We start from the raw sequence: 20,848 nt of genomic DNA on the forward strand, positions 1-20,848 counted from the left end.
GTGTCCGGCGGCTTCGAGTGCTTTGCGTAAACGACGGATATGAACGTCAACCGTACGATCTTCCACGTACACGTTGGTTCCCCAGACGTTATTGAGCAACTGTTCGCGGCTGTAGACACGCTCTTGGTGAGTCATAAAGAAGTGCAACATTTTGAATTCCGTTGGCCCCATATCGACAGGCTCATCGTTCGCTGTCACACGGTGAGAAACGGGATCCAATTTGAGTCCTTGAACATCAATCACATCTTCCAGCGCAGTGGGCGTCACGCGGCGAATCACCGCTTTAAGCCTCGCCACCAGCTCTTTCGGTGAAAATGGCTTGGTGATGTAATCATCCGCACCCACTTCAAGGCCACGAACCTTGTCTTCTTCTTCACCACGCGCTGTCAGCATCACCACCGGAATGTTCCGTGTCAGCTCTTCGCGCTTCATGTGTTTGATGAAATTAATACCGCTGCCGCCAGGGAGCATCCAATCTAGCAGCACTAGATCAGGGAAGGGTTCAGCCAATTTGGTTACTGCAGTATCGTAATCTTCTGCTTCTACTGCTTGGTAACCTTTTTGTTCAAGAACAAAACACAGCATTTCACGAATTGGTGCCTCGTCTTCAACAACCAGAATCCTTCTAGACATAATCATTTAACCTTATGTTCGTTGAGTTTACTCAATGATTAGGGCGGGCAGCCTGCCGCCTCTTGATGCATAGGCATTATTACTAGCAATTATGACACTTTTGTGACCTTTGAAAACAAATTTTCATATAACTTTTATTCTGGATTCATCTTCATATTTTGCATTTCGGCTAGGACAATCTGGTTGAAATTCCTTATTATTGCCGACTTACTTGTAGCACTAGAGAGATCATATGTGGTTTAAAAACTGTCTGGTTTATCGCTTTAACCGCGATATTGAGTTCAATGCAGACCAATTAGAAAAACAGCTCCAAGAGTTTCGTTTTACGCCATGTGGCAGCCAAGACAAACAAAAATTCGGTTGGGTCACCGCCATGGGGAAACACGGCGACATGATGACGCACGTTTCCGAAAACCGCATTCTTATCTGCGCCAAGAAAGAAGAGAAAATGTTGCCCGCTTCCGTGATCAAAGAGTCACTGAACGCTAAAGTGGATGCCATGGAAGCGCAAGAAGGTCGACCACTGAAAAAGAAAGAAAAAGAGACCTTAAAAGACGACATCGTGATGGATTTGCTACCGCGTGCCTTTAGCCGCAGCAACCACACCTATGTGCTGATTTTGCCGAGCGAAGGCTTTATTTTGGTGGATGCGAGCAGCTACAAAAAAGCCGAAGATGTCTTAGCTCTACTGCGTAAAACCATGGGAAGCTTACCCGTCGTGCCTGCCATCCCGGAAAAACCGCTCGAACTTACAATGACAGAATGGGTAAAGAGCGGCGATCTCCCAGGAGGCCTACAAATGCTTGACGAGGCCGAACTAAAATCGGTACTGGAAGAAGGCGGTATTATCCGTTGTAAGAAGCAAGAGCTTACCAGTGATGAAATTCGTAGCCACATTGAAGCGGATAAGCAAGTCACCAAACTCGCCTTGTGGTGGCAGGAGCGCTTGGAGTTTATTTTGGCCGACGACGGCAGCATCAAACGCCTCAAGTTTTCAGATGAACTGAGAGATCAGAACGAAGATATTCCTCGTGAAGATCAAGCGGCGCGCTTTGATGCCGACTTTTCACTGATGTGCGGCGAAATGAGCACTTTCTTACCGGATCTCTACCGCATGCTTGGCGGACTACCGCACCCGAACGCGTAATCTTCTGCCCCTAACTCTCTTCAACGCCTTCGCTTAGAAGGCGTTTCATTAACCTCTCTTATGTTTTCCTAGTCACCACAGCGTATTTGACGTAAAATTTGCGCCCCTGATTCCATATGGTGGAATCGGCCTGACTTGAGATCAGATTGAAGAGAAATGACTATGACCACTGAGAAAGCTTTTGTTCCTGAGCTACTGTCACCGGCAGGCAGCTTGAAAAACATGCGTTATGCCTTTGCCTACGGCGCTGATGCCGTTTACGCGGGCCAACCTCGTTACAGCCTGCGCGTTCGTAACAACGAGTTCAACCACGAAAACCTAAAAATCGGTATCGATGAAGCGCATGCGCTGGGTAAAAAACTCTACGTGGTGTGCAACATCCAGCCGCACAACTCAAAGCTAAAAACCTTTATCCGCGACCTTAAACCTGTGGTCGAAATGGGCCCAGACGCCTTAATCATGTCTGACCCTGGTCTGATTATGATGGTACGTGAAGCCTTCCCTGATATGCCAATCCACTTATCAGTACAAGCGAACGCGGTGAACTGGGCGACGGTAAAATTCTGGGCTGCCAACGGTGTTGAACGCGTGATTGTTTCTCGTGAGCTTTCTCTAGAAGAGATCGAAGAGATCCGTGAACACTGCCCTGAAACAGAGCTCGAAGTCTTTGTTCACGGTGCACTTTGCATGGCGTATTCTGGTCGCTGTCTGCTTTCTGGCTACATCAACAAACGTGACCCAAACCAAGGCACATGTACTAACGCATGTCGTTGGGAATACAAAGTTGAGCAAGGCAAAGAAAACGACACTGGCGACATCGTTGAGAAGTTTGATCCATCACAGGCGCAGCCTGTTGAAGTTCAAGACGAGCGCCCTGAAACCACGATTGGTCGTGGCAAACCAACCGACGAAGTGGTGCTGCTCTCTGAAGCTCACCGTCCAGAAGAAAAGATGGCCGCTTACGAAGATGAGCACGGCACTTACATCATGAACTCGAAAGATCTCCGTGCGGTTCAGCACGTTGAGCGTCTAACGAAGATGGGTGTTCACTCGCTAAAAATCGAAGGCCGTACTAAGTCTTTCTACTACTGTGCGCGCACCGCGCAAGTCTACCGTAAAGCGATCGATGATGCGGTTGCTGGTCGTCCGTTTGATGAGAGCCTAATGGGCACGCTTGAAAGCCTAGCTCACCGTGGTTACACCGAAGGCTTCCTTCGCCGTCACACTCACGATGCTTACCAAAACTACGACTACGGCTACTCTGTTTCCGATTCTCAGCAGTTTGTCGGTGAGTTTACCGGTAAACGTCGCGGTGACATGGCAGAAGTGGAAGTGAAGAACAAATTCGTTGTGGGTGATAGCCTTGAGCTTATGACACCTAAAGGTAATGTAGTCTTCACGCTTGAAGCGATGGAAAACCGCAAGTCTGAGTCTATCGATGACGCAAAAGGCAATGGCCACTTTGTCTTCATTCCAGTCCCACAGGATTTGGATCTGGAATTTGGTCTATTGATGCGTAACCTTAATGCTGGTCAGGATACCCGTAACCCAACAGGTAAATAACCATGGCGTTGCTGATCACGGATAAGTGCATTAACTGCGATATGTGTGACCCTGAGTGCCCCAACGGCGCTATCTCTATGGGTGACAGCATATTCGAGATCGACCCTGATCTCTGTACAGAGTGTAAAGGGCACTACGACAAACCCACCTGTCAGTCTGTGTGTCCGATCACCAAATGCATTATCACGGACCCAAACCATATTGAGACCGAAGAGGAACTGCTCGAAAAGTTCGTCATCATTCAAGGGTTAGCCTAATACCAAAAAACGCCGCTCATCGAAGCGGCGTTTTTTTATGTTAGTCAGCGTTATTTATAACTGAGCTCTGTGGCTTTGCCTTTAAATATTCGATACACCGCAAAGGTGTAGAGCAATATCATCGGCATCACCACAACCACACCATAGCCGACGATGATCAACGTCGCATCTGAAGAGGCCGCTTGGCGAGCCTCCATAATTCCAGGTACCACTTGAGGAAAGAAACTGTACGCTAGCCCCAAAAAGCTCAGCGCATAAATCACCACAGCACCAATAAAAGGCCAACGCGCGCCCCAATCATCACTGGTCGGAACTCGACGTAAGTAGCGGTCAACTAAGTAGATTGTCGTCAAAACCACCAAAGGCACCGGGGCAAGCAGCAGAATTTCCGGAAAGCTGAACCAACGTTGCGCTACCTGTTGGTTGACTAGCGGGTTAACAATGCTGACCGAGATTATCCCTAACGCAGCAATCCAGCCCGCTCTGCGTGACCAACGCGCAGCTCTGGCTTGCAATCTTCCTTCCGTTTTGAGAACCAGCCAAGCACCGCCAATGTATACATAGGCGCACGCGACACAAAGACTACTGAGAAACGCAAACCCGTAAGCTTGTGCCGATGCTTCGAACCCCATGATGTACCTTCCCACCATGTATCCTTGGGTCAGTGCCGCGAGCAATGATCCCAATTTAAAACAATTATCCCACCGCTGCTTATAGTCCGCTTTGGCCTTGGCTCGAAAATCAAACGCGACACCTCGCATGATCAATGCAATCAGCATGAAGGCGGTCGGTAAATAGAGCTCGGTAAAAATCAGACTGTGCGCACTAGGGAAGGCTATCAACAGTATCCCAACCGCCAATACAAGCCAAGTCTCATTGGCATCCCAGAACGGTCCAATCGACGCAATCATTCTGTCTCGCTGATCTTCATCGTTGCTAGGAAGGAGCATACCTACGCCGAGATCATAGCCATCCAACACTGCATACATAAATACGGTGAAGCCAAGGATCAACAGATAAACTTCTGGTAAATAGTTCAACATTAGCATACCCCTTGTTGTACTGTTGCCGTAACTTTGTGAGCATCAACGTCCTTACGAGCGAGATAAAACAAGGTGTGGATGTACGCCAGAAGAAGAGCAGCATAAACGACAAGATACATCGACAAGGAGATCATCACATTCGATGGTGCCAATGGTGTGACGGCTTCTGCCGTTCTCAGTACACCAGTGACAAGCCAAGGTTGACGTCCTATCTCTGTGACATACCAACCTGCGAGCGTCGCTATCCACCCAGAAAACGTCATGGCGACCACGACATAGAGGTAGGGCCTCGGCAGGTCTCGAGCTCTGAGCAAGCGATAACCACCAAACCAACTTACTGCTAGCATCAATAGTCCGACCCCAACCATGACCCGAAAGCCAAAAAACAGCGGCTTTACTGGTGGGTGATTGGGTGCAAAGTCATTGAGGCCGACAATTTCCCCATCAAGCGAATGAGTGAGAATCAAACTCGCCAAATGTGGGATCCCTAGCGCGAATTCGTTCTGACGCAGCTCTTCATTTGGCCAAGCAAACAGAAGCAGCGGAGCGCCTTGCTCTGTTTCCCATACTCCTTCCATCGCCGCAATCTTCGCCGGTTGATGCTCTAAGGTGTTCAAGCCGTGCAAGTCACCGACAAAAATCTGAACAGGAATGAACAACGCCGCCGCTAACAGTGAAACTCTCAATCCAAGCTTGGCTGCACGATGGCTAGGTTGCTTAATAAGCTGATAGGCACTGATGCCTGCGATCAAAAAGCTTGCGGTCAAACCAGACGCCAATAGGGTATGCGCAAACCGATAAGGCAAAGAGGGGTTGAAGATGACGTCCTTCCAACTGGTGACATGCACCACACCATCGATGACTTCATACCCAGCTGGCGTATGCATCCAACTATTCAGTACCAGAATCCAAAACGCCGACATGGTCGTGCCGACCGCCACCAAGACGGTGGCCAAAGTATGGAACCAGTCGGGCACACGGCCTCGACCAAACAGCATCACGCCAAGAAAGGTCGCCTCCATAAAAAAGGCCGTCATTACTTCGTAGCCCAGCAGAGGACCTGCAACATTACCCACACGCTCCATAAAGCCCGGCCAATTAGTGCCAAACTGAAAACTCATCGTAATGCCTGAGACAACACCGAGTGCGAATGTGAGTGCAAACACCTTGACCCAAAAGTAATAAACATCGAGCCAAACTGGCGCTTGCGTTCGGTTGTAGCGCCATTTGAAAAACACCAACATCCATGCCAGAGCGATGGTGATGGTTGGGAATAAAATATGAAAACTAATATTGGCCGCAAACTGGATTCGCGACAACATGAGGGTATCTAACATCTCACTACCTCAACAGCTAATAACCCAAATTAAATCGAAATTTCTGAAAATTTCTTACGGATATCGGAGGGTATTGGATCGGATACTCATGAATATCGCCCGAGTAGCGCACTTTTTATCTTATTTAGAAGAAAACATGAAAACGAATGACAGGGTTCAAGACTGTTCTGCTAGTAATGCCAAACATTGGCCGGGTGGTACTTTCGGCGTTTTCTTTTTGTTTGTCGTGCTCGGTGTTAGCGTTTTGATGGCAGGTTTGGGCTGTGGTTTCCAACTGGCAAGCTCTGCGCCGCAACCATCCCCCGCAGGAGGCGCGGCTTGAGGTTGACAGGCATCACTGCCCTTAGGGCAGCGAAGCCGAACATGCATGTGGTAATGATGCCCCCACCAAGGCCTAACTTTGCGAAGCCATGTTCTGTCTTGGCTCTCTTCGCTGCGGCACAAGGTGTCTTTGATAACGGGGTGAACAAAAATTCGAGCGACGTCGTCATCACTGGCTGCAAGCTTGATCAAGTCAAAATGACGACGATCCCAGCTCGCTTTCACTAAGCGGTACTGCTCAAGGTTGACCACGCTCAGAGGCTCAGGTTTGGCCAACTGACGAGAACTCAATGGCGCATCTACCAACCTAAGCCAAATGTCGATATCGAGCCCTGTTTGATGACTTGAATGGCCCGACGAAAAACGACCGCCTTGTGGCAGAGAAAGATCGCCAATCAAGAGTGAGGTGTTCAACGTTCGATGCGCTTGCTCAGCCAAATGTTCGATGTAGCGAATCGCACTGGGGTGAGCGTAGTATCGAGCGCGCTGGCTGCGCAGCACTTGATACCCTTCCCCTTCAAGCGGTAGCGCCTTAGCCCCCGCTAAGCAGCCATTGGCGTAGCTTCCTATCGCCTGCGGCTGAGATTGAGACGGAGATGAAATGGCCTCCCAAGGCGTGGCACTGACCGATGAGCCAAAGCTCATCATCAAGGCGATAGGTAGAAAGGCGCTAAGTCGCCAAATCGTCCCTGCTTTCATGACTCATCCCTTCCCTCCATTTACCGTTGCCGCTCAGCGTTTAATAATGGTCACCATTATCATAATAGCCGCTGGCTTCAAGCGCCGTGAAAATTACCGCCACATCGACCTCTTCGCCAAGCACGCCGCGAACCTGACGAGTAATGATGCTCGCGACCGCATCTTGGGTCTCTTGGCCGCGATCAAACCACAACACTTCGACAAACGGATACGCTTGGCTGACCTCTCCATCATAAAAAAACGTGGTATAGATGTATTCAAAGGTGAAATCCTCTTTGGGGCAATCCATGTGTGGTTGGAGCTCATCAAGCAGTGTTGAGGATAAGGTTTGAACCGTTTGCGGCTCCACCGCTCGAAAACGTAGATGAGGCATAGATAAGATCCTATTGTTGAGTTTGCTCCATGATAACAAGATATTGAGCAATGCCCATCGCATTCCTGCATGCGACGACCTCTAACATTATCGTGGCTCGAACGTCACGCGAAGAACCCCATCCTGACTGACGATCATCGCTCGCCAATCTCGATGTTGATAGACTAGGCGCTGGGTAGACCGAGGCGAGGCTTGCCCCAGAAGCCGCACTATTTTGGTTTCGACCTCTTGGTTTGACGCAAGCGCGAGTTCTGTCTCGATATCTAAACTCTGATCATCGATGGTGACGCGGTTGAGCACAAAACCATCTTGGCGAAGATGTAACTGCAGCTGACTCCATTGATGGGGTGAAAACGATGACAGTAATTTGATTGAAAGCGTTGCACCGTCTAAGGTGGCTTCAGCAATATAGTGCTCTTTATGATAGTCCAGCGCCATCTCACACCAAGTATCGCGCTCACACGCCAGCCAAGTTTCCTGGATCTCTTGGCGTATTGCATCGCCATTCAATATCGGTATCAACAGCGTATTGGCGCAGGCCAGTGGACTCACCAGCATCACTAGCAACAATCGAATTCTCATCACTCTTCCTTCGGTGAGTAGGAACAAAAAAGCCGCTGACATCAGCGGCTTTGGAGTAGCTCAAATAGAGGTAGCGAGCACGGAGAATGTAAGAGAGCCATTAAGGCATCTCATCAAACTCAGCGCCCTCTTTTTCAACTTGAGGTGGCATCAGGTGCTCTCGGGTGATACCCAGCTTCAATGCCAGCGCTGAGGCAACATAGATAGAAGAGTAAGTACCCACTGTGATACCAAGCAATAGCGCAGTGGCAAAACCGTGAATCATCGCACCACCTTGGGTAAACAAGGCGATAACCACAAACAAGGTCGTGCCCGAAGTGATCAAGGTACGGCTCAGCGTTTGGGTAATGGAGTTGTTCATGACCTCAGCCGATTCGCCTTTACGCATCTTGCGGAAGTTTTCACGGATACGGTCAAAGACAACAATCGTATCGTTGAGCGAGTAACCCACTACCGTCAGCAAGGCCGCGACAATGGTAAGATCCACTTCAATTTGCATCAAAGAGAAGATGCCCAAGGTGATGATAACGTCGTGAGCCAAGGCAAGTACCGCGCCCGCCGCCAAACGCCACTCAAAGCGCACCGAGACGTAAATCAAGATACAGATCAGCGACACCAAGATCGCCAGACCGCCCGCTTCTGTCAGCTCATCACCCACGTTCGGGCCGACAAACTCGATACGGCGCATCTCTACGTTTTCACCCGTGCCCTCTTTAATGGCACTGATGATTTGGTTGCCTAAGGTTTCGCCTGAAGCGTCATCACGAGGACGCAAACGCACCATGACATCACGGGCACTACCAAAGTTTTGCACCGTAGCGTCACCGAAGCCTTTGGCATCAAGCGCACCACGAATCTCTTCAAGGTTTGCCGGTTGCTCAAAGCCCACTTCAATCAGCGTACCGCCAGTGAAGTCTAAGCCCCAATTCAACCATTTAGTTGATAGCGTGAAGAGCGCCGCAGCGATCATCACAATAGACAGCGCGAATGCTGCCTTTGACCAACGCATAAAGTCGATCGTTTTCTCTGCTTTTAGAATCTGAAACATACGTATTCCTAGCCCTAGATCGACAGTTTATTAATGCGCTTACCGCCGTACAGTAGGTTAACCACACAACGGGTACCGACGATAGCAGTAAACATGGAGGTCAAAATACCGATAGACAGCGTGACCGCAAAACCTTTGATGGCACCAGTACCAACGGCAAACAAGATAATCGCGGTGATCAACGTCGTGATGTTTGCATCCGCAATAGTACTGAACGCGTTGGCGTAACCTTGGTGAATCGCTTGTTGTGGATTGCGTCCATCACGCAGCTCTTCTCGGATACGCTCAAAAATCAGCACGTTGGCATCCACCGCCATACCGACCGTCAAGACAATACCGGCAATCCCTGGCAGCGTCATGGTTGCCCCTGGAATCATCGACATTACCCCGATAATAAGCACCAAGTTCGCCATCAGCGCCATGTTGGCAATCAAGCCAAACTTGCGGTAGTAGAGCAAGGTAAACAACATGACTGCGACCATACCCCAAATACACGCTTGGACACCCATATCGATGTTCTGCTGTCCCATTGATGGACCAATGGTACGCTCTTCAACAATCGAGATTGGCGCAATCAGAGCCCCCGCACGTAGTAGCAACGCAAGGTTGTGCGCTTCGGCGGCAGAATCGATACCTGTGATGCGGAAGTTACGTCCAAGTGCCGATTGAATGGTCGCCTGGTTGATCACTTCTTCATGCTTAGACAGAATCACTTTGCCTTCAGGAGTGCGTTTACCGCTGTCTTTGTACTCTGCAAATACCGTTGCCATCAGCTTACCGATATTTTGACGCGAGAACGCCGACATCTTGTTGCCACCTTCACTGTCGAGTGAGATGTTCACCTGTGGGCGACCGTACTCATCCACGCTGGAGCTCGCATCCGTGATGCTTGAACCACCAAGAATGACACGCTTTTTCAGCACGACAGGGCGACCATCACGATCTTGCTTGATTTCACTGCCCGCTGGCGCGCGGCCACTGGCAGCAGCAGCAAGGTCAGCGCTCGCATCCACTTCACGGAACTCAAGCGTCGCCGTCGCACCGAGAATTTCTTTCGCGCGAGCGGTGTCTTGTACGCCGGGAAGCTCGACCACAATGCGGCTTGCACCTTGACGCTGAACCAATGGCTCCGCAACACCTAGTTCGTTCACACGGTTACGCAAAATCGTAATGTTCTGCTCTACCGCGTAGTTGCGAATTTCGGTGAGGCGTTGCTCGGTAAAGGTTGCTTTGAGTGCAAAGCGGCTCTCGCTGCCTGACTCCACAAACAACATGTCAGGGTGTAGACCTTCGAGAACACGTTTTGCTTGCGCTAGCTGCTCGCCATCACGAAGCAGCACTTCGACCGCATCTTTGCCCAGTGGGCGAATGGCGCGGTAACGAATTTTCTCTTCGCGAAGCTCACTACGAAACGCTTCTTCTTGCTGGCCGACGAGTTTTTCCATCGCCGCGTCCATATCCACTTCCATCAGGAAGTGAACACCACCACGCAAGTCTAGACCTAACTTCATTGGCGCAGCGCCAATCGCTTCTAGCCAGTCCGGTGTGGATGGTGCAAGGTTAAGTGCGACAATAGTATCGTTACCGAGCGCTTCGCTGATGACGTCGCGCGCACTGATTTGCGTATCGGTACTCGTAAAGCGTACAAGGATGGATCCATTTTCTAGAGCAATGGATTTATGAGATAAGCCCTCTTTTTCAAGAGCTTGAGTGACAGAGTCCAGCGTTGACAGATCAACAGAGGCGCCGCGCGCCCCTGTCACTTGAATTGCCGGATCTTCACCGTATAAATTCGGAAGTGCGTACAACGCAGCGATAGCGATGGTTAGCACCACCATCAAATACTTCCATAACGGATAGCGGTTAAGCACAGCGAGGATCCTCTAGCTGTTTATAGAGATTTCAGCGTACCTTTTGGTAGCACTGCAGTCACGAAGTCTTTCTTGATCACAACTTCGTTGTTCGCGTTAAGTTCGATTGAGATGTAATCGTTGTCTTCTGCAATCTTAGTGATCTTACCCACTAGACCACCGCTCGTCAGCACTTCGTCACCTTTGCCCATAGAAGCCATTAGGTTCTTGTGCTCTTTCACACGCTTAGACTGTGGGCGGTAGATCATGAAGTAAAAGATAACCGCGAACATACCTAGCATGATCAACATTTCGAAACCGCCACCTGCTGGTGCGCCTTCAGCGGCTGCGTGAGCTTGAGAAATAAACATTAAAATAATCCTCTATTTATATTTTATTGATATCCAAATTGGGCTTTAGCCAAACACTTTCAAGGGTCAGATTAAACAATAGAGATCACCCTCTCAAAAATGCACGCTGTTTGCCTATTTTATTAGCAAAAGCCTCTGACCATAGGTCAAAGGCTTTCAATCGTTATGCTTTCGTCAGTGGCGGCACTTCGCGGTCACGACGTGCATAGAACTCTTCCACAAACGCGTCAAAGCGGTCTTCATCAATCGCCTTTCGGATGCTTGCCATCAAGCGTTGGTAGTAGCGCAAATTGTGAATCGTGTTCAAACGCGCGCCCAAAATCTCATTGCAGCGCTCTAGGTGATGCAAATAGGACTTCGAGTAGTTTTGGCAAGTGTAACAGTCACAGTGTGGATCCAATGGCGTCGTATCCGTTTTGTGTTTTGCATTACGGATCTTGATCACACCGCCAGTGACAAACAGGTGGCCATTACGAGCGTTGCGCGTTGGCATCACACAGTCAAACATGTCGATGCCACGGCGAACACCTTCTACCAAATCTTCCGGTTTGCCAACCCCCATTAAGTAACGAGGTTTGTCTTCAGGCAGTTGCGGACAGGTGTGCTCAAGAATGCGGTGCATGTCTTCTTTTGGCTCACCCACGGCCAAACCACCCACAGCGTAACCATCAAAGCCTATGTCTGTCAGACCTTTCACTGACACATCACGCAAGTCTTCGTACACGCCGCCCTGAACAATACCAAATAGACTGTTCGGGTTTTCGAGCTTATCAAAATGATCGCGTGAACGCTGCGCCCAACGCAGTGACATTTCCATCGACTTCTTCGCTTCATCGTGTGTCGCTGGGTATGGCGTACACTCGTCAAAGATCATCACAATATCCGAGCCCAGATCGTATTGAATTTCCATCGACTTTTCAGCGTCCATGAAAATTTTGTCACCGTTCACCGGGTTACGAAAGTGAACCCCCTCTTCGGTGATCTTTCGAATATCGCCAAGACTGAAGACCTGGAAGCCACCAGAGTCAGTCAAAATCGGCCCTTGCCAGTTCATAAAGTCATGCAGGTCACCATGCAGCTTCATCACTTCTTGCCCCGGGCGTAACCACAGATGGAAAGTGTTACCAAGCAAGATCTCGGCGCCGATCCCTTTTACTTCTTCAGGGGTCATGCCTTTCACCGTACCATAGGTACCCACAGGCATAAACGCTGGCGTTTGCACGGTTCCGCGCTCAAAGGTCAATTGACCACGGCGCGCAACGCCATCTTTTTTCTTAAGTTCAAATGTTAACTTCACGAAGCCTCCAGTGTCAGAGAAACAGTCTGACGGTTTAATATCGCACCAACGCCAATTACGCGTTAGCGCTCTGAGTCTTTTTGGAGATGAACATGGCATCGCCGTAAGAGAAAAAGCGATATTGCTTCTCCACCGCGTGGCGGTAAGCGTTCATCGTATTGTCGTAGCCCGCAAATGCACTCACCAGCATGATGAGCGTCGACTCTGGGAGATGGAAATTGGTGATAAGCGCATCCACCAATTGGTACTCATAGCCAGGGTAGATGAAGATTTCCGTATCACCGAAAAATGGCGCCAGTGGCGTGCCTTTTTTCAACGCATCTTGCGCGGCACTTTCTAAAGAGCGTACCGACGTGGTACCGACCGCAATCACTCGACCGCCGCGTGCCCGAGTCGCTTCAATCGCCTCGACCACCTCTTGTGGTACTTCGACGTATTCAGCGTGCATGTGGTGGTCATTGATGTTCTCAACCTTCACTGGCTGGAATGTCCCCGCCCCAACGTGCAACGTCACGTAAGCAAATTCTGCCCCTTTCTGAGCGATTTTATCCAGTAGAGGCTGGTCAAAGTGCAAGCCTGCTGTCGGCGCCGCAACTGCGCCAGGTTTTTGGTTGTAAACCGTTTGATAACGCTCTTTGTCTGAGTCTTCGTCTGGGCGATCAATGTAAGGTGGCAGCGGCATATGCCCTATCTGCTCTAAGATGGAGAGCACATTGAGATCGGATTGAAAATCGAGTTCGAACAAGGCGTCATGACGCGCGACCATCAGGGCAGAAAATTCATCATTGTCGCCGACAAAAATGGTCGAGCCCGGCTTGGGTGATTTTGAGCAGCGCACATGGGCGAGAATGCGCGTTTCGTCGAGCACTCGCTCAACCAACACCTCAAGTTTGCCGCCCGATGCTTTACGCCCAAAGAGGCGCGCGGGAATCACTCGAGTATTGTTAAACACCACTAAGTCGCCAGGCTGAATCTTGTCGAGAACATCGGTAAATGTGCCATCAACCAATTCACCGCTGTTGCCATCCAATTGCAGTAAACGGCTCGCCGTACGCTCTGGTTGTGGGTAGCGAGCAATCAGCTCATCAGGCAGGTCAAAATGAAAATCGGATACTTGCATATTACTAGTCTATCGCAGTGCATGAATGAGGCCGCAAAGAAGGCGCCCCAATTCAGGGTTAGATTCAAATGCTTGCTCGCTCTGATTCTGTCACAAACAGACGACAAGTTTTTCGCAGCCGACTAGTATATGCGCCGCACGGTCAATAGCAAGAAAAGAGAGTGGATTTATTCCGATCCGTGCCGGAATAAGGTTAAGCAAAAGCGCAAGTTTTGCACCTTGTCACGCCGCATCAATTCGCTGCGTCAAAGAGCATAAAAATAGGTCGGGCTCTCACATTCAACGCCGGAAAGTGACTATATTTAATGAGTAAAAAATAACAACTCAGGAGGCAGCCATGATCAAGGTCGAAGACATGATGACGCGTAATCCACACACGCTTCTCCGCTCTCACAATCTTGGCGACGCAAAGAACATGATGACCGCACTGGACATCCGCCACATTCCCATTGTCGATGCGAATAAAAAACTGCTTGGTGTGGTGTCACATCGCGATGTGTTAGCCGCCCAAGAATCAAGCTTACAAGCCCTACCAGAGAGCCAATCTTATACGCTACAAACGCCGCTATACGAAGTGATGAAAACCAGCGTGATGACGGTTGATCCACAAGCAGGGCTCAAAGAGAGCGCCGTCTACATGCAAAAACACAAAGTGGGCTGCTTGCCCGTGGTGCACAAAGGCCACTTGGTCGGCATCATTACCGACAGTGACTTTGTTTCTATCGCCATCAATTTGCTTGAGCTGCAAGAAGAGTCTGAGCCGGAGGAGATGGAATAAGTCCATATCGATGAAATAGGGATGATAAACAAAAGAGTGAGACGCACTGGCGGCTCACTCTTTTTTAAAGGTCGGGCTTAGGCTTGAAGAGCGCCCGAGGCAAGCCGTCAAAAACTGACGCGCTTTTGCTTCACCAGTAGCGCCGAAAGAATACAGATCACACCACCAAGGCCAACATAACGCACCGCGCACTGGGCTTGCTGCTCCACTTTAGGTTTGGCGTGATAAGCAATACCGAGCCCCGCCCGCTCCATCATCACAAGATCGTTCGCGCCATCACCAATGGCTATGGTGTTGTGTGGTTCGATATCATACTGCTCGGCTAGCCTATCCACGATGTCCGCTTTGGTTTGTGCGCCGACGATGTCGCCAAGGACATTGCCGGTCAACTTGCCCTGCACAATCTCCAATTGGTTTGACTGAGCATGATCAAGCGCTAGCGTCTCTTTCAAGTAGTCCGAGAAGTAGGTAAAGCCACCAGAGGCAATAGCGGTTTTCCAACCAAACGCTTTGAAGGTCGCCACCAGCTCGGGTAAATCAGGCATCAGTGGCAACTCAGCGCGTACCGAGCCTAAAATGGACTCGTCGGCCCCTTTTAACTTGCCGACACGCTGACGAAGGCTCTGTTCAAAATCCAGTTCTCCTTGCATCGCGCGCTCGGTCACCTCGGCGACCTCTTCGCCCACTCCGGCTAGTTTGGCGATTTCATCAATGCATTCAATTTGAATCGCGGTGGAGTCCATGTCCATCACCACCAATCCGGGTTTGCTCAGCTCTGGAATGTCGTTCAGGCGAGCGTAATCCAGCTCAATCGCTTGGAGAATTTCTTCATGCTCAGTGGTGAGCTCGCCGGCCATTAAAGCTACTTCGTATTGACCGACTTTCCACACTTCGACAATCGCATTGTACTGCCCGGTGTAAAAATCGATATCTTCAAAGAGATTGGCGCTTAAGTAGTGACCGAAAACAATCCAATTGGCTTTATTGATATCAAAGCGGCTGGTGTGTCGGGTTTCTGGTATACGATTGCACAGTGGGATGTGCTTACGAATTGAAAGCGGTTTGCTGACCGAGAGAGCAGCGTGTATATCGGTGTTGAACGTGTCCATGTATCACTTCCCTAGAATTTCTCTCCACACGTTAACCTATTGCAATTTATCTGTGCAAGTATCAATATGCCGATTGGTGGAATTAAACTCGCGGGGCTTTCATGGACACCTCACTCTTCTCATTTCGGATGGCCATTCGCGCCGTCGCGATCTTAGCCTTGATTGCAATGGTGGTGACGATTGGTGTCAACAGTGTCAAAATTACTCAGGGTAATGAGGAAATCCAAGCCAACCAGCTTGAGACATTGACCAAGATCTTGATCTCGCAAGCCTCACTCTCTTCCAGCGATATGATTTTAAACGACGACCAAGAGCGGCTGTTGGCACTGGCTAACCAATTGGCCAACGACCGTTTGGTGTATGATGCGACCATTTATGATGCCGAAGGCATTCGTCTTGCGGCCAGCGATCAAGCCAAATCGGTGCGGGAAACATTGGGGCTGGACACCCCACTGCAAACCGCCAGCATTGGCAAACAGCAACTGGTCGAGCCTATCTACAACGACGGTGTGGTGATTGGCTTTGTGCGCATCACGTTCGAAACAGGGCGCTTAACCGCGTTTTCCGATCACTACTACCGAAAAAGTGACCGCTACATGGTCACCATGGTGGCGATGAGCTTTATTGCCGGCCTCCTGCTTGCGCTCATCATCCGCAGAAAGCCAAAAGTGAAACAAGAGAATTTACTGCTCAAAGAGATGAGTTAACCCTCCTCACCCACACGCTAAGCCACAAGTAAGCATTCAAAAAAAGAGCCCCGCGATTGCGGGGCTCTTTGTACAACAAAGCAAGAATACTTACAGAGTATCGCCAATCAGTACAGAATCGAGTGCGACCACCATCATGTCATTGAAGGTCGTTTGACGCTCATCGGATGTGGTTTGCTCGCCAGTTTTGATGTGGTCAGAAACGGTACAGATGGTCAGTGCTTTCGCGCCGTACTCGGCACACACACCGTAGATGCCTGCCGCTTCCATTTCCACACCCACGATGCCGTACTTATCCATCACATCAAACATCTCTGGATCTGGCGTGTAGAACAACTCAGCCGAGAACAGGTTACCGACTTTAACGTCAATACCACGTGCCTTTGCAGCTTCTTCTGCCGCGCGCACCATTTTGTAATCTGCAATCGCTGCGAAGTCATGACCTTTGAAGCGGATGCGGTTCACTTTCGAATCGGTACAAGCTCCCATGCCGATCACGACGTCGCGCACTTTGATATCGGTGCTCACCGCGCCGCAGCTACCCACACGAATGATCTTTTTCACACCGAAGTCTTTGATAAGCTCAGTGGCGTAAATGGAGCAAGAAGGAATGCCCATGCCGTGTCCCATTACTGAAACTTTGCGGCCTTTATACGTGCCCGTGTAACCGAACATATTACGCACATCACACACTTGAACGACATCATCGAGGAAGGTTTCCGCGATGTATTTTGCACGTAGTGGGTCACCTGGCATCAATACGACGTCAGCAAATGCCCCCATTTCTGCGTTAATATGTGGAGTTGCCATAATTCAATGTCCTTAGTTGAAACGAATGAAATAAAGCAGAGGTGAGCAGCTATCGCTTGCAACCTCTGCGTGAGAGTCAGGGAAAAACCGCCTCTTTTAGAGGAAGTTCTTACCGTAATCCATTGGCGAAGTGCCAAAATAGCTCGCGAGCGTTTGGCCGATATCGGCAAATGACTCGCGGCGACCCAATGACCCAGCCGGCACTTTTTGCCCGTAGACAATCACAGGAATGTGCTCACGGGTATGATCGGTTCCTGGCCAAGTGGGATCGCAGCCGTGGTCCGCCGTCAGAATCAGCACATCGTCTTCCTGCATCAGTGCCATCACTTCGTTGATGCGACCATCAAAGTATTCCAATGCCGCCGCATAACCTGCAACATCACGGCGGTGGCCGTAGGCAGAATCAAAGTCAACGAAGTTGGTGAACACTATGGTGTTGTCCTGTGCGGCTTTGATTTGCTCAAGAGTCGCTTCAAACAAAGCAGGAATACCCGTGGCTTTCACTTTTTTGGTGATGCCACAGTTGGCGTAGATGTCGGCAATCTTACCAATCGAGACCACTTCTCCTTGCTTCTCTTCAACCAGTTTTTGCAACACGGTCGCAGATGGCGGTTCAACAGAGAGATCGCGACGATTACCCGTACGCTCAAATTGACCTTTACCCGGACCAATAAATGGACGCGCAATGACGCGACCAATGTTGTAGTCTTCAAGCTCTTCACGAGCGATTTGGCAAAGCTCAAGCAATCTATCAAGACCAAACGTCTCTTCATGGCAGGCGATTTGGAATACCGAATCAGCCGACGTATAGAAGATAGGTTTGCCGGTTTTCATGTGCTCTTCACCAAGATCATCGAGCACTTGCGTGCCTGATGCATGGCAGTTGCCAAGAAATCCATCTAAACCCGCACGCTCAAGAATGCGATCCGTCAGCGCTGACGGGAAGCTGCTCGATTTGTCGCTAAAGTAGCCCCAATCAAACAGAACGGGTACACCTGCGATCTCCCAGTGACCCGATGGGGTATCTTTACCGGAAGAGAGCTCTGCCGCATGACCGTAGGCACCGATAACCTCTGCGTTATCATCAAGCCCCGGAGCAAAGCGTCCGGTTGATTCTTTATGCGCCATCGCCAAGCCAAGCTTAGACAGGTTCGGCAGGCGCAACGCACCTTGGCGTTGCTCGTTGTCCGCTAGGCCTTGCTCACACTGATCCGCAATATGACCCAGTGTGTCGGAGCCCACATCGCCAAACTTATCCGCATCCGCCGTCGCGCCGATACCGAATGAGTCTAGGACTAAAATAAATGCTCTTTTCATTGCGTATTCCTTTCGCCCACTCAGCTACTGTGTGCCTGAATGGGCCTAATGTAATGATGTCGTCGATTAAATGTCTTCTGCGCGAATCTGACGGTAAACCTCAGGGGTTGGGGTGTATTCACCACCAATTTTGATTGCACTGCGCAGCGCCTGCGCGGCCTCTTCCCACTGAGCCTCATTGCGTGCATGAATGACGGCAAGAGGTTGTTCGCTGCTAGCGATCTCACCGAGGCGAATAAATTGATCAAAGCCCACGGCGTAATCAATCTTGTCGCTGGCCACGCGGCGTCCGCCGCCCATGGCAACCACCGCCATCCCAATCGCGCGTGTATCCATCGCCGAAACGACACCGGACTCTTGCGCGTAAACCGGTTTAATGATGTCCGCTTTTTCTAGGTATTGCTCATAGTTCTCAACAAAATCCGCTGGGCCACCCAGGCCTGCCACCATTTTGCCAAAACACTCTGCCGCTTTACCGTTATCGAGTACCTTCATTAATTTAGCGCGCGCGTCTTGTGTGTCGTCGGCTAAATTTCCGAGCACCAGCATTTCTGCACAAGAGGCCAGCGTCACTTCAAGAAGGCGTGGATTGCGATATTCACCCGTTAGGAAGCGCACCGCTTCGCGCACTTCCACGGCGTTTCCAGCAGACGAGGCGAGGACCTGGTTCATGTCCGTCAAAATTGCGGTGGTTTTGGTGCCCGCACCATTGGCCACCGCGACAATAGACTTAGCCAACTCTTCTGAGGCTTCATACGTTGGCATAAAGGCGCCCGAGCCAACTTTCACGTCCATCACCAAAGACTCAAGACCCGCTGCGAGTTTCTTAGACAGGATGGACGCTGTGATCAAGGAGATGTTATCGACCGTCGCAGTAATGTCACGCGTCGCGTAAACACGCTTATCAGCCGGTGCTAGATCGCCGGTTTGACCGATGATCGCCACCCCTGCCTCTTTGGTCACTTGACCAAACACCTCATTACTTGGCGTGATGTTGTAGCCGGGAATCGATTCCAGTTTGTCCAGTGTGCCACCGGTATGACCGAGGCCACGCCCCGAGATCATAGGAACAAAACCGCCACAGGCAGCGACCATTGGCCCTAACATCAGCGAGGTCACATCACCCACACCACCGGTGGAATGCTTATCGACAATCGGGCCATCAAAGTTCATGTGGCTCCAGTCGATCACCATGCCAGAGTCACGCATCGCACAAGTCAGTGCAATGCGCTCGGGCATGGTCATTTCATTGAAGAAAACCGCCATCGCAAACGCCGCTATCTGACCTTCAGATACGCTGTCGTTTGCAACGCCTTGGATAAAAAAGTTAATTTCGTCTGCGGTGAGCACTTCACCGTCACGTTTTTTACGAATAATTTCTTGTGGTAAGTACATTAGAGCCTCCCACGCATTGAATGCGGTGGTAATAAGGTAAAGAGGTAAGGTGGCGCACAACGCGCCACCGAACAAACCGACGTCGCTTAGTAAGCGCTTGGATCCGCCGTTTCGTCTGTTACTTCTAATGTATTGAGTAGGTTTGTCAGCAGGCTAGACGCACCAAAGCGGTAGTGACGCGCATCGACCCAGTTGTCGCCTAGGATCTCATCGGCCATCGCTAGGTACGCGGCAGCATCTTCTGCGGTACGTACGCCGCCTGCAGGTTTGAAGCCAACGGTCTCAGCCACACCCATATCGCGGATAACTTCGAGCATCATGCGAGCGTATTCAGGTGTTGCATTCACCGGCACTTTGCCTGTTGAGGTTTTAATAAAATCAGCGCCTGCTTTGATGCAGATTTCTGACGCTTTCTTGATTAGCGCTTCTTCTTTCAGCTCACCAGTTTCGATGATCACTTTGAGCAAGATATCGCCACACGCTGCTTTACATTGCTTCACCAATTCGAAGCCCACTTCCTCATTGCCCGCCATCAGTGCGCGGTATGGGAACACCACATCGACCTCATCAGCACCATAAGCCACAGCAGCTTTGGTTTCCGCTACCGCAATCTCGATATCGTCATTGCCGTGTGGGAAGTTCGTTACCGTTGCGATACGAACGTCAGGTGTGCCTTGCTCACGAAGGGTCTTCTTAGCAATAGGAATAAAGCGAGGGTAAATACAGATGGCAGCTGTGTTACCTACCGCTGATTTTGCATCATGACACAGTGAAATAACTTTCGCGTCAGTGTCATCGTCATTCAGCGTAGTTAGGTCCATAAGTTTTAGTGCACGTAGTGCAGCTGCTTTTAAATCGCTCATTTCTATCTCCGATCAATATTCAAAAAGTTCACCGCCTTAATCCCTATGATTAAGGTGTAATCATTAATGAACGGACTTGGTTCCTTGAAGACTTGCTACATACAGCGAACATGTACCAATTGCTATCCTTGTCACCGCACAGTACCAATTTGGTCTATGGCACAACAATCTGCGATTGCGGTGTCTAACGTGTCTAGGCGCTTTGTGACGCCTCAGGCAACCGATGTT

At 50.1% G+C, this 20,848-nt stretch carries 21 protein-coding genes; 5 read left to right on the forward strand and 16 right to left on the reverse strand.

Annotation, left to right across the window (positions count from 1 at the left end; genetic code table 11):
- A partial coding sequence (gene phoB / locus AC6R1O_RS17295) for a phosphate regulon transcriptional regulator PhoB (RefSeq protein WP_500657492.1) occupies nt 1-633 on the reverse strand: 633 nt, incomplete at its 3' end.
- A 232-nt stretch (nt 634-865) separates the two neighbouring features.
- On the opposite strand from phoB, the gene rdgC reads away from it, so the two are divergent.
- The 3 genes from rdgC (at nt 866) to AC6R1O_RS17310 (ending at nt 3,600) form a co-directional block, all read left to right on the forward strand.
- A complete protein-coding gene (gene rdgC / locus AC6R1O_RS17300) occupies nt 866-1,780 on the forward strand; it encodes a recombination-associated protein RdgC (RefSeq protein ID WP_500657493.1) in 915 nt (304 codons plus the stop codon).
- Nucleotides 1,781-1,942: 162 nt separating this feature from the next.
- Complete coding sequence (gene trhP / locus AC6R1O_RS17305; protein ID WP_334551365.1) at nt 1,943-3,343, forward strand: prephenate-dependent tRNA uridine(34) hydroxylase TrhP; 1,401 nt, start codon at nt 1,943-1,945, stop codon at nt 3,341-3,343.
- A 2-nt stretch (nt 3,344-3,345) separates the two neighbouring features.
- The gene (locus tag AC6R1O_RS17310) at nt 3,346-3,600 is read left to right on the forward strand and encodes a YfhL family 4Fe-4S dicluster ferredoxin (RefSeq protein WP_334551367.1); all 255 of its coding nucleotides are present in this window, start codon (nt 3,346-3,348) and stop codon (nt 3,598-3,600) included.
- Nucleotides 3,601-3,650: 50 nt separating this feature from the next.
- Here the strand turns inward: AC6R1O_RS17310 and AC6R1O_RS17315 are convergent, their stop codons facing one another.
- The 10 genes from AC6R1O_RS17315 to queA form a co-directional block, all read right to left on the reverse strand.
- A complete protein-coding gene (locus AC6R1O_RS17315; RefSeq protein ID WP_500633736.1) occupies nt 3,651-4,643 on the reverse strand; it encodes a cytochrome d ubiquinol oxidase subunit II in 993 nt (330 codons plus the stop codon).
- Nucleotides 4,643-5,980: a cytochrome ubiquinol oxidase subunit I gene (locus tag AC6R1O_RS17320; protein ID WP_500631521.1), complete on the reverse strand. Its 1,338-nt coding sequence runs from the start codon at nt 5,978-5,980 to the stop codon at nt 4,643-4,645. Before AC6R1O_RS17320 ends, AC6R1O_RS17315 begins: the two co-directional genes overlap by 1 nt.
- A 156-nt stretch (nt 5,981-6,136) precedes the next feature.
- Nucleotides 6,137-7,000 carry a penicillin-insensitive murein endopeptidase gene (mepA, locus tag AC6R1O_RS17325; protein WP_500633735.1) on the reverse strand — a complete coding sequence of 288 codons (864 nt, stop codon included), beginning with the start codon at nt 6,998-7,000 and terminating at the stop codon, nt 6,137-6,139.
- Nucleotides 7,001-7,040: 40 nt separating this feature from the next.
- The gene (locus AC6R1O_RS17330; protein ID WP_334551370.1) at nt 7,041-7,373 is read right to left on the reverse strand and encodes a DUF1904 domain-containing protein; all 333 of its coding nucleotides are present in this window, start codon (nt 7,371-7,373) and stop codon (nt 7,041-7,043) included.
- A gap of 87 nt (nt 7,374-7,460) precedes the next feature.
- Nucleotides 7,461-7,955: a hypothetical protein gene (locus AC6R1O_RS17335; RefSeq protein WP_500633734.1), complete on the reverse strand. Its 495-nt coding sequence runs from the start codon at nt 7,953-7,955 to the stop codon at nt 7,461-7,463.
- 100 nt (nt 7,956-8,055) lie between these two features.
- A complete protein-coding gene (gene secF / locus AC6R1O_RS17340; RefSeq protein ID WP_334551374.1) occupies nt 8,056-9,003 on the reverse strand; it encodes a protein translocase subunit SecF in 948 nt (315 codons plus the stop codon).
- Nucleotides 9,004-9,017: 14 nt separating this feature from the next.
- Entirely contained in the window at nt 9,018-10,874 is a 1,857-nt protein-coding gene (secD, locus tag AC6R1O_RS17345; RefSeq protein WP_334551376.1) for a protein translocase subunit SecD, read from the reverse strand.
- Between the two features lie 20 nt (nt 10,875-10,894).
- Entirely contained in the window at nt 10,895-11,224 is a 330-nt protein-coding gene (gene yajC / locus AC6R1O_RS17350; protein ID WP_334568317.1) for a preprotein translocase subunit YajC, read from the reverse strand.
- A gap of 163 nt (nt 11,225-11,387) precedes the next feature.
- Nucleotides 11,388-12,521 (reverse strand): tRNA guanosine(34) transglycosylase Tgt, encoded by a 1,134-nt coding sequence (tgt, locus tag AC6R1O_RS17355; protein WP_334551378.1) that lies wholly within the window; start codon nt 12,519-12,521, stop codon nt 11,388-11,390.
- A 55-nt stretch (nt 12,522-12,576) separates the two neighbouring features.
- Nucleotides 12,577-13,641, reverse strand: a complete 1,065-nt coding sequence (queA, locus tag AC6R1O_RS17360) for a tRNA preQ1(34) S-adenosylmethionine ribosyltransferase-isomerase QueA (RefSeq protein ID WP_500631524.1) — start codon at nt 13,639-13,641, stop codon at nt 12,577-12,579.
- Between the two features lie 337 nt (nt 13,642-13,978).
- On the opposite strand from queA, the gene AC6R1O_RS17365 reads away from it, so the two are divergent.
- Complete coding sequence (locus AC6R1O_RS17365; protein ID WP_334551382.1) at nt 13,979-14,419, forward strand: CBS domain-containing protein; 441 nt, start codon at nt 13,979-13,981, stop codon at nt 14,417-14,419.
- Nucleotides 14,420-14,526: 107 nt separating this feature from the next.
- Here AC6R1O_RS17365 and serB read toward each other — a convergent pair whose 3' ends face one another.
- Complete coding sequence (gene serB, locus AC6R1O_RS17370) at nt 14,527-15,528, reverse strand: phosphoserine phosphatase (RefSeq protein ID WP_500633733.1); 1,002 nt, start codon at nt 15,526-15,528, stop codon at nt 14,527-14,529.
- A gap of 101 nt (nt 15,529-15,629) precedes the next feature.
- On the opposite strand from serB, the gene AC6R1O_RS17375 reads away from it, so the two are divergent.
- The gene (locus tag AC6R1O_RS17375) at nt 15,630-16,235 is read left to right on the forward strand and encodes a YtjB family periplasmic protein (protein ID WP_500626999.1); all 606 of its coding nucleotides are present in this window, start codon (nt 15,630-15,632) and stop codon (nt 16,233-16,235) included.
- Between the two features lie 90 nt (nt 16,236-16,325).
- On the opposite strand, the gene deoD is transcribed toward AC6R1O_RS17375, so the two are convergent.
- The 4 genes from deoD to deoC form a co-directional block, all read right to left on the reverse strand.
- Nucleotides 16,326-17,045, reverse strand: a complete 720-nt coding sequence (gene deoD / locus AC6R1O_RS17380) for a purine-nucleoside phosphorylase (protein ID WP_334551387.1) — start codon at nt 17,043-17,045, stop codon at nt 16,326-16,328.
- 96 nt (nt 17,046-17,141) lie between these two features.
- Nucleotides 17,142-18,362: a phosphopentomutase gene (locus AC6R1O_RS17385; RefSeq protein ID WP_500633732.1), complete on the reverse strand. Its 1,221-nt coding sequence runs from the start codon at nt 18,360-18,362 to the stop codon at nt 17,142-17,144.
- A 66-nt stretch (nt 18,363-18,428) separates the two neighbouring features.
- Nucleotides 18,429-19,757 (reverse strand): thymidine phosphorylase, encoded by a 1,329-nt coding sequence (gene deoA / locus AC6R1O_RS17390; protein WP_500633731.1) that lies wholly within the window; start codon nt 19,755-19,757, stop codon nt 18,429-18,431.
- 86 nt (nt 19,758-19,843) lie between these two features.
- The gene (gene deoC, locus AC6R1O_RS17395) at nt 19,844-20,620 is read right to left on the reverse strand and encodes a deoxyribose-phosphate aldolase (RefSeq protein ID WP_500626996.1); all 777 of its coding nucleotides are present in this window, start codon (nt 20,618-20,620) and stop codon (nt 19,844-19,846) included.
- Nucleotides 20,621-20,848 lie beyond the last annotated feature (228 nt).

The organism is Vibrio sp. R11-SG3-ISO3-SZ, assembly GCF_059834345.1.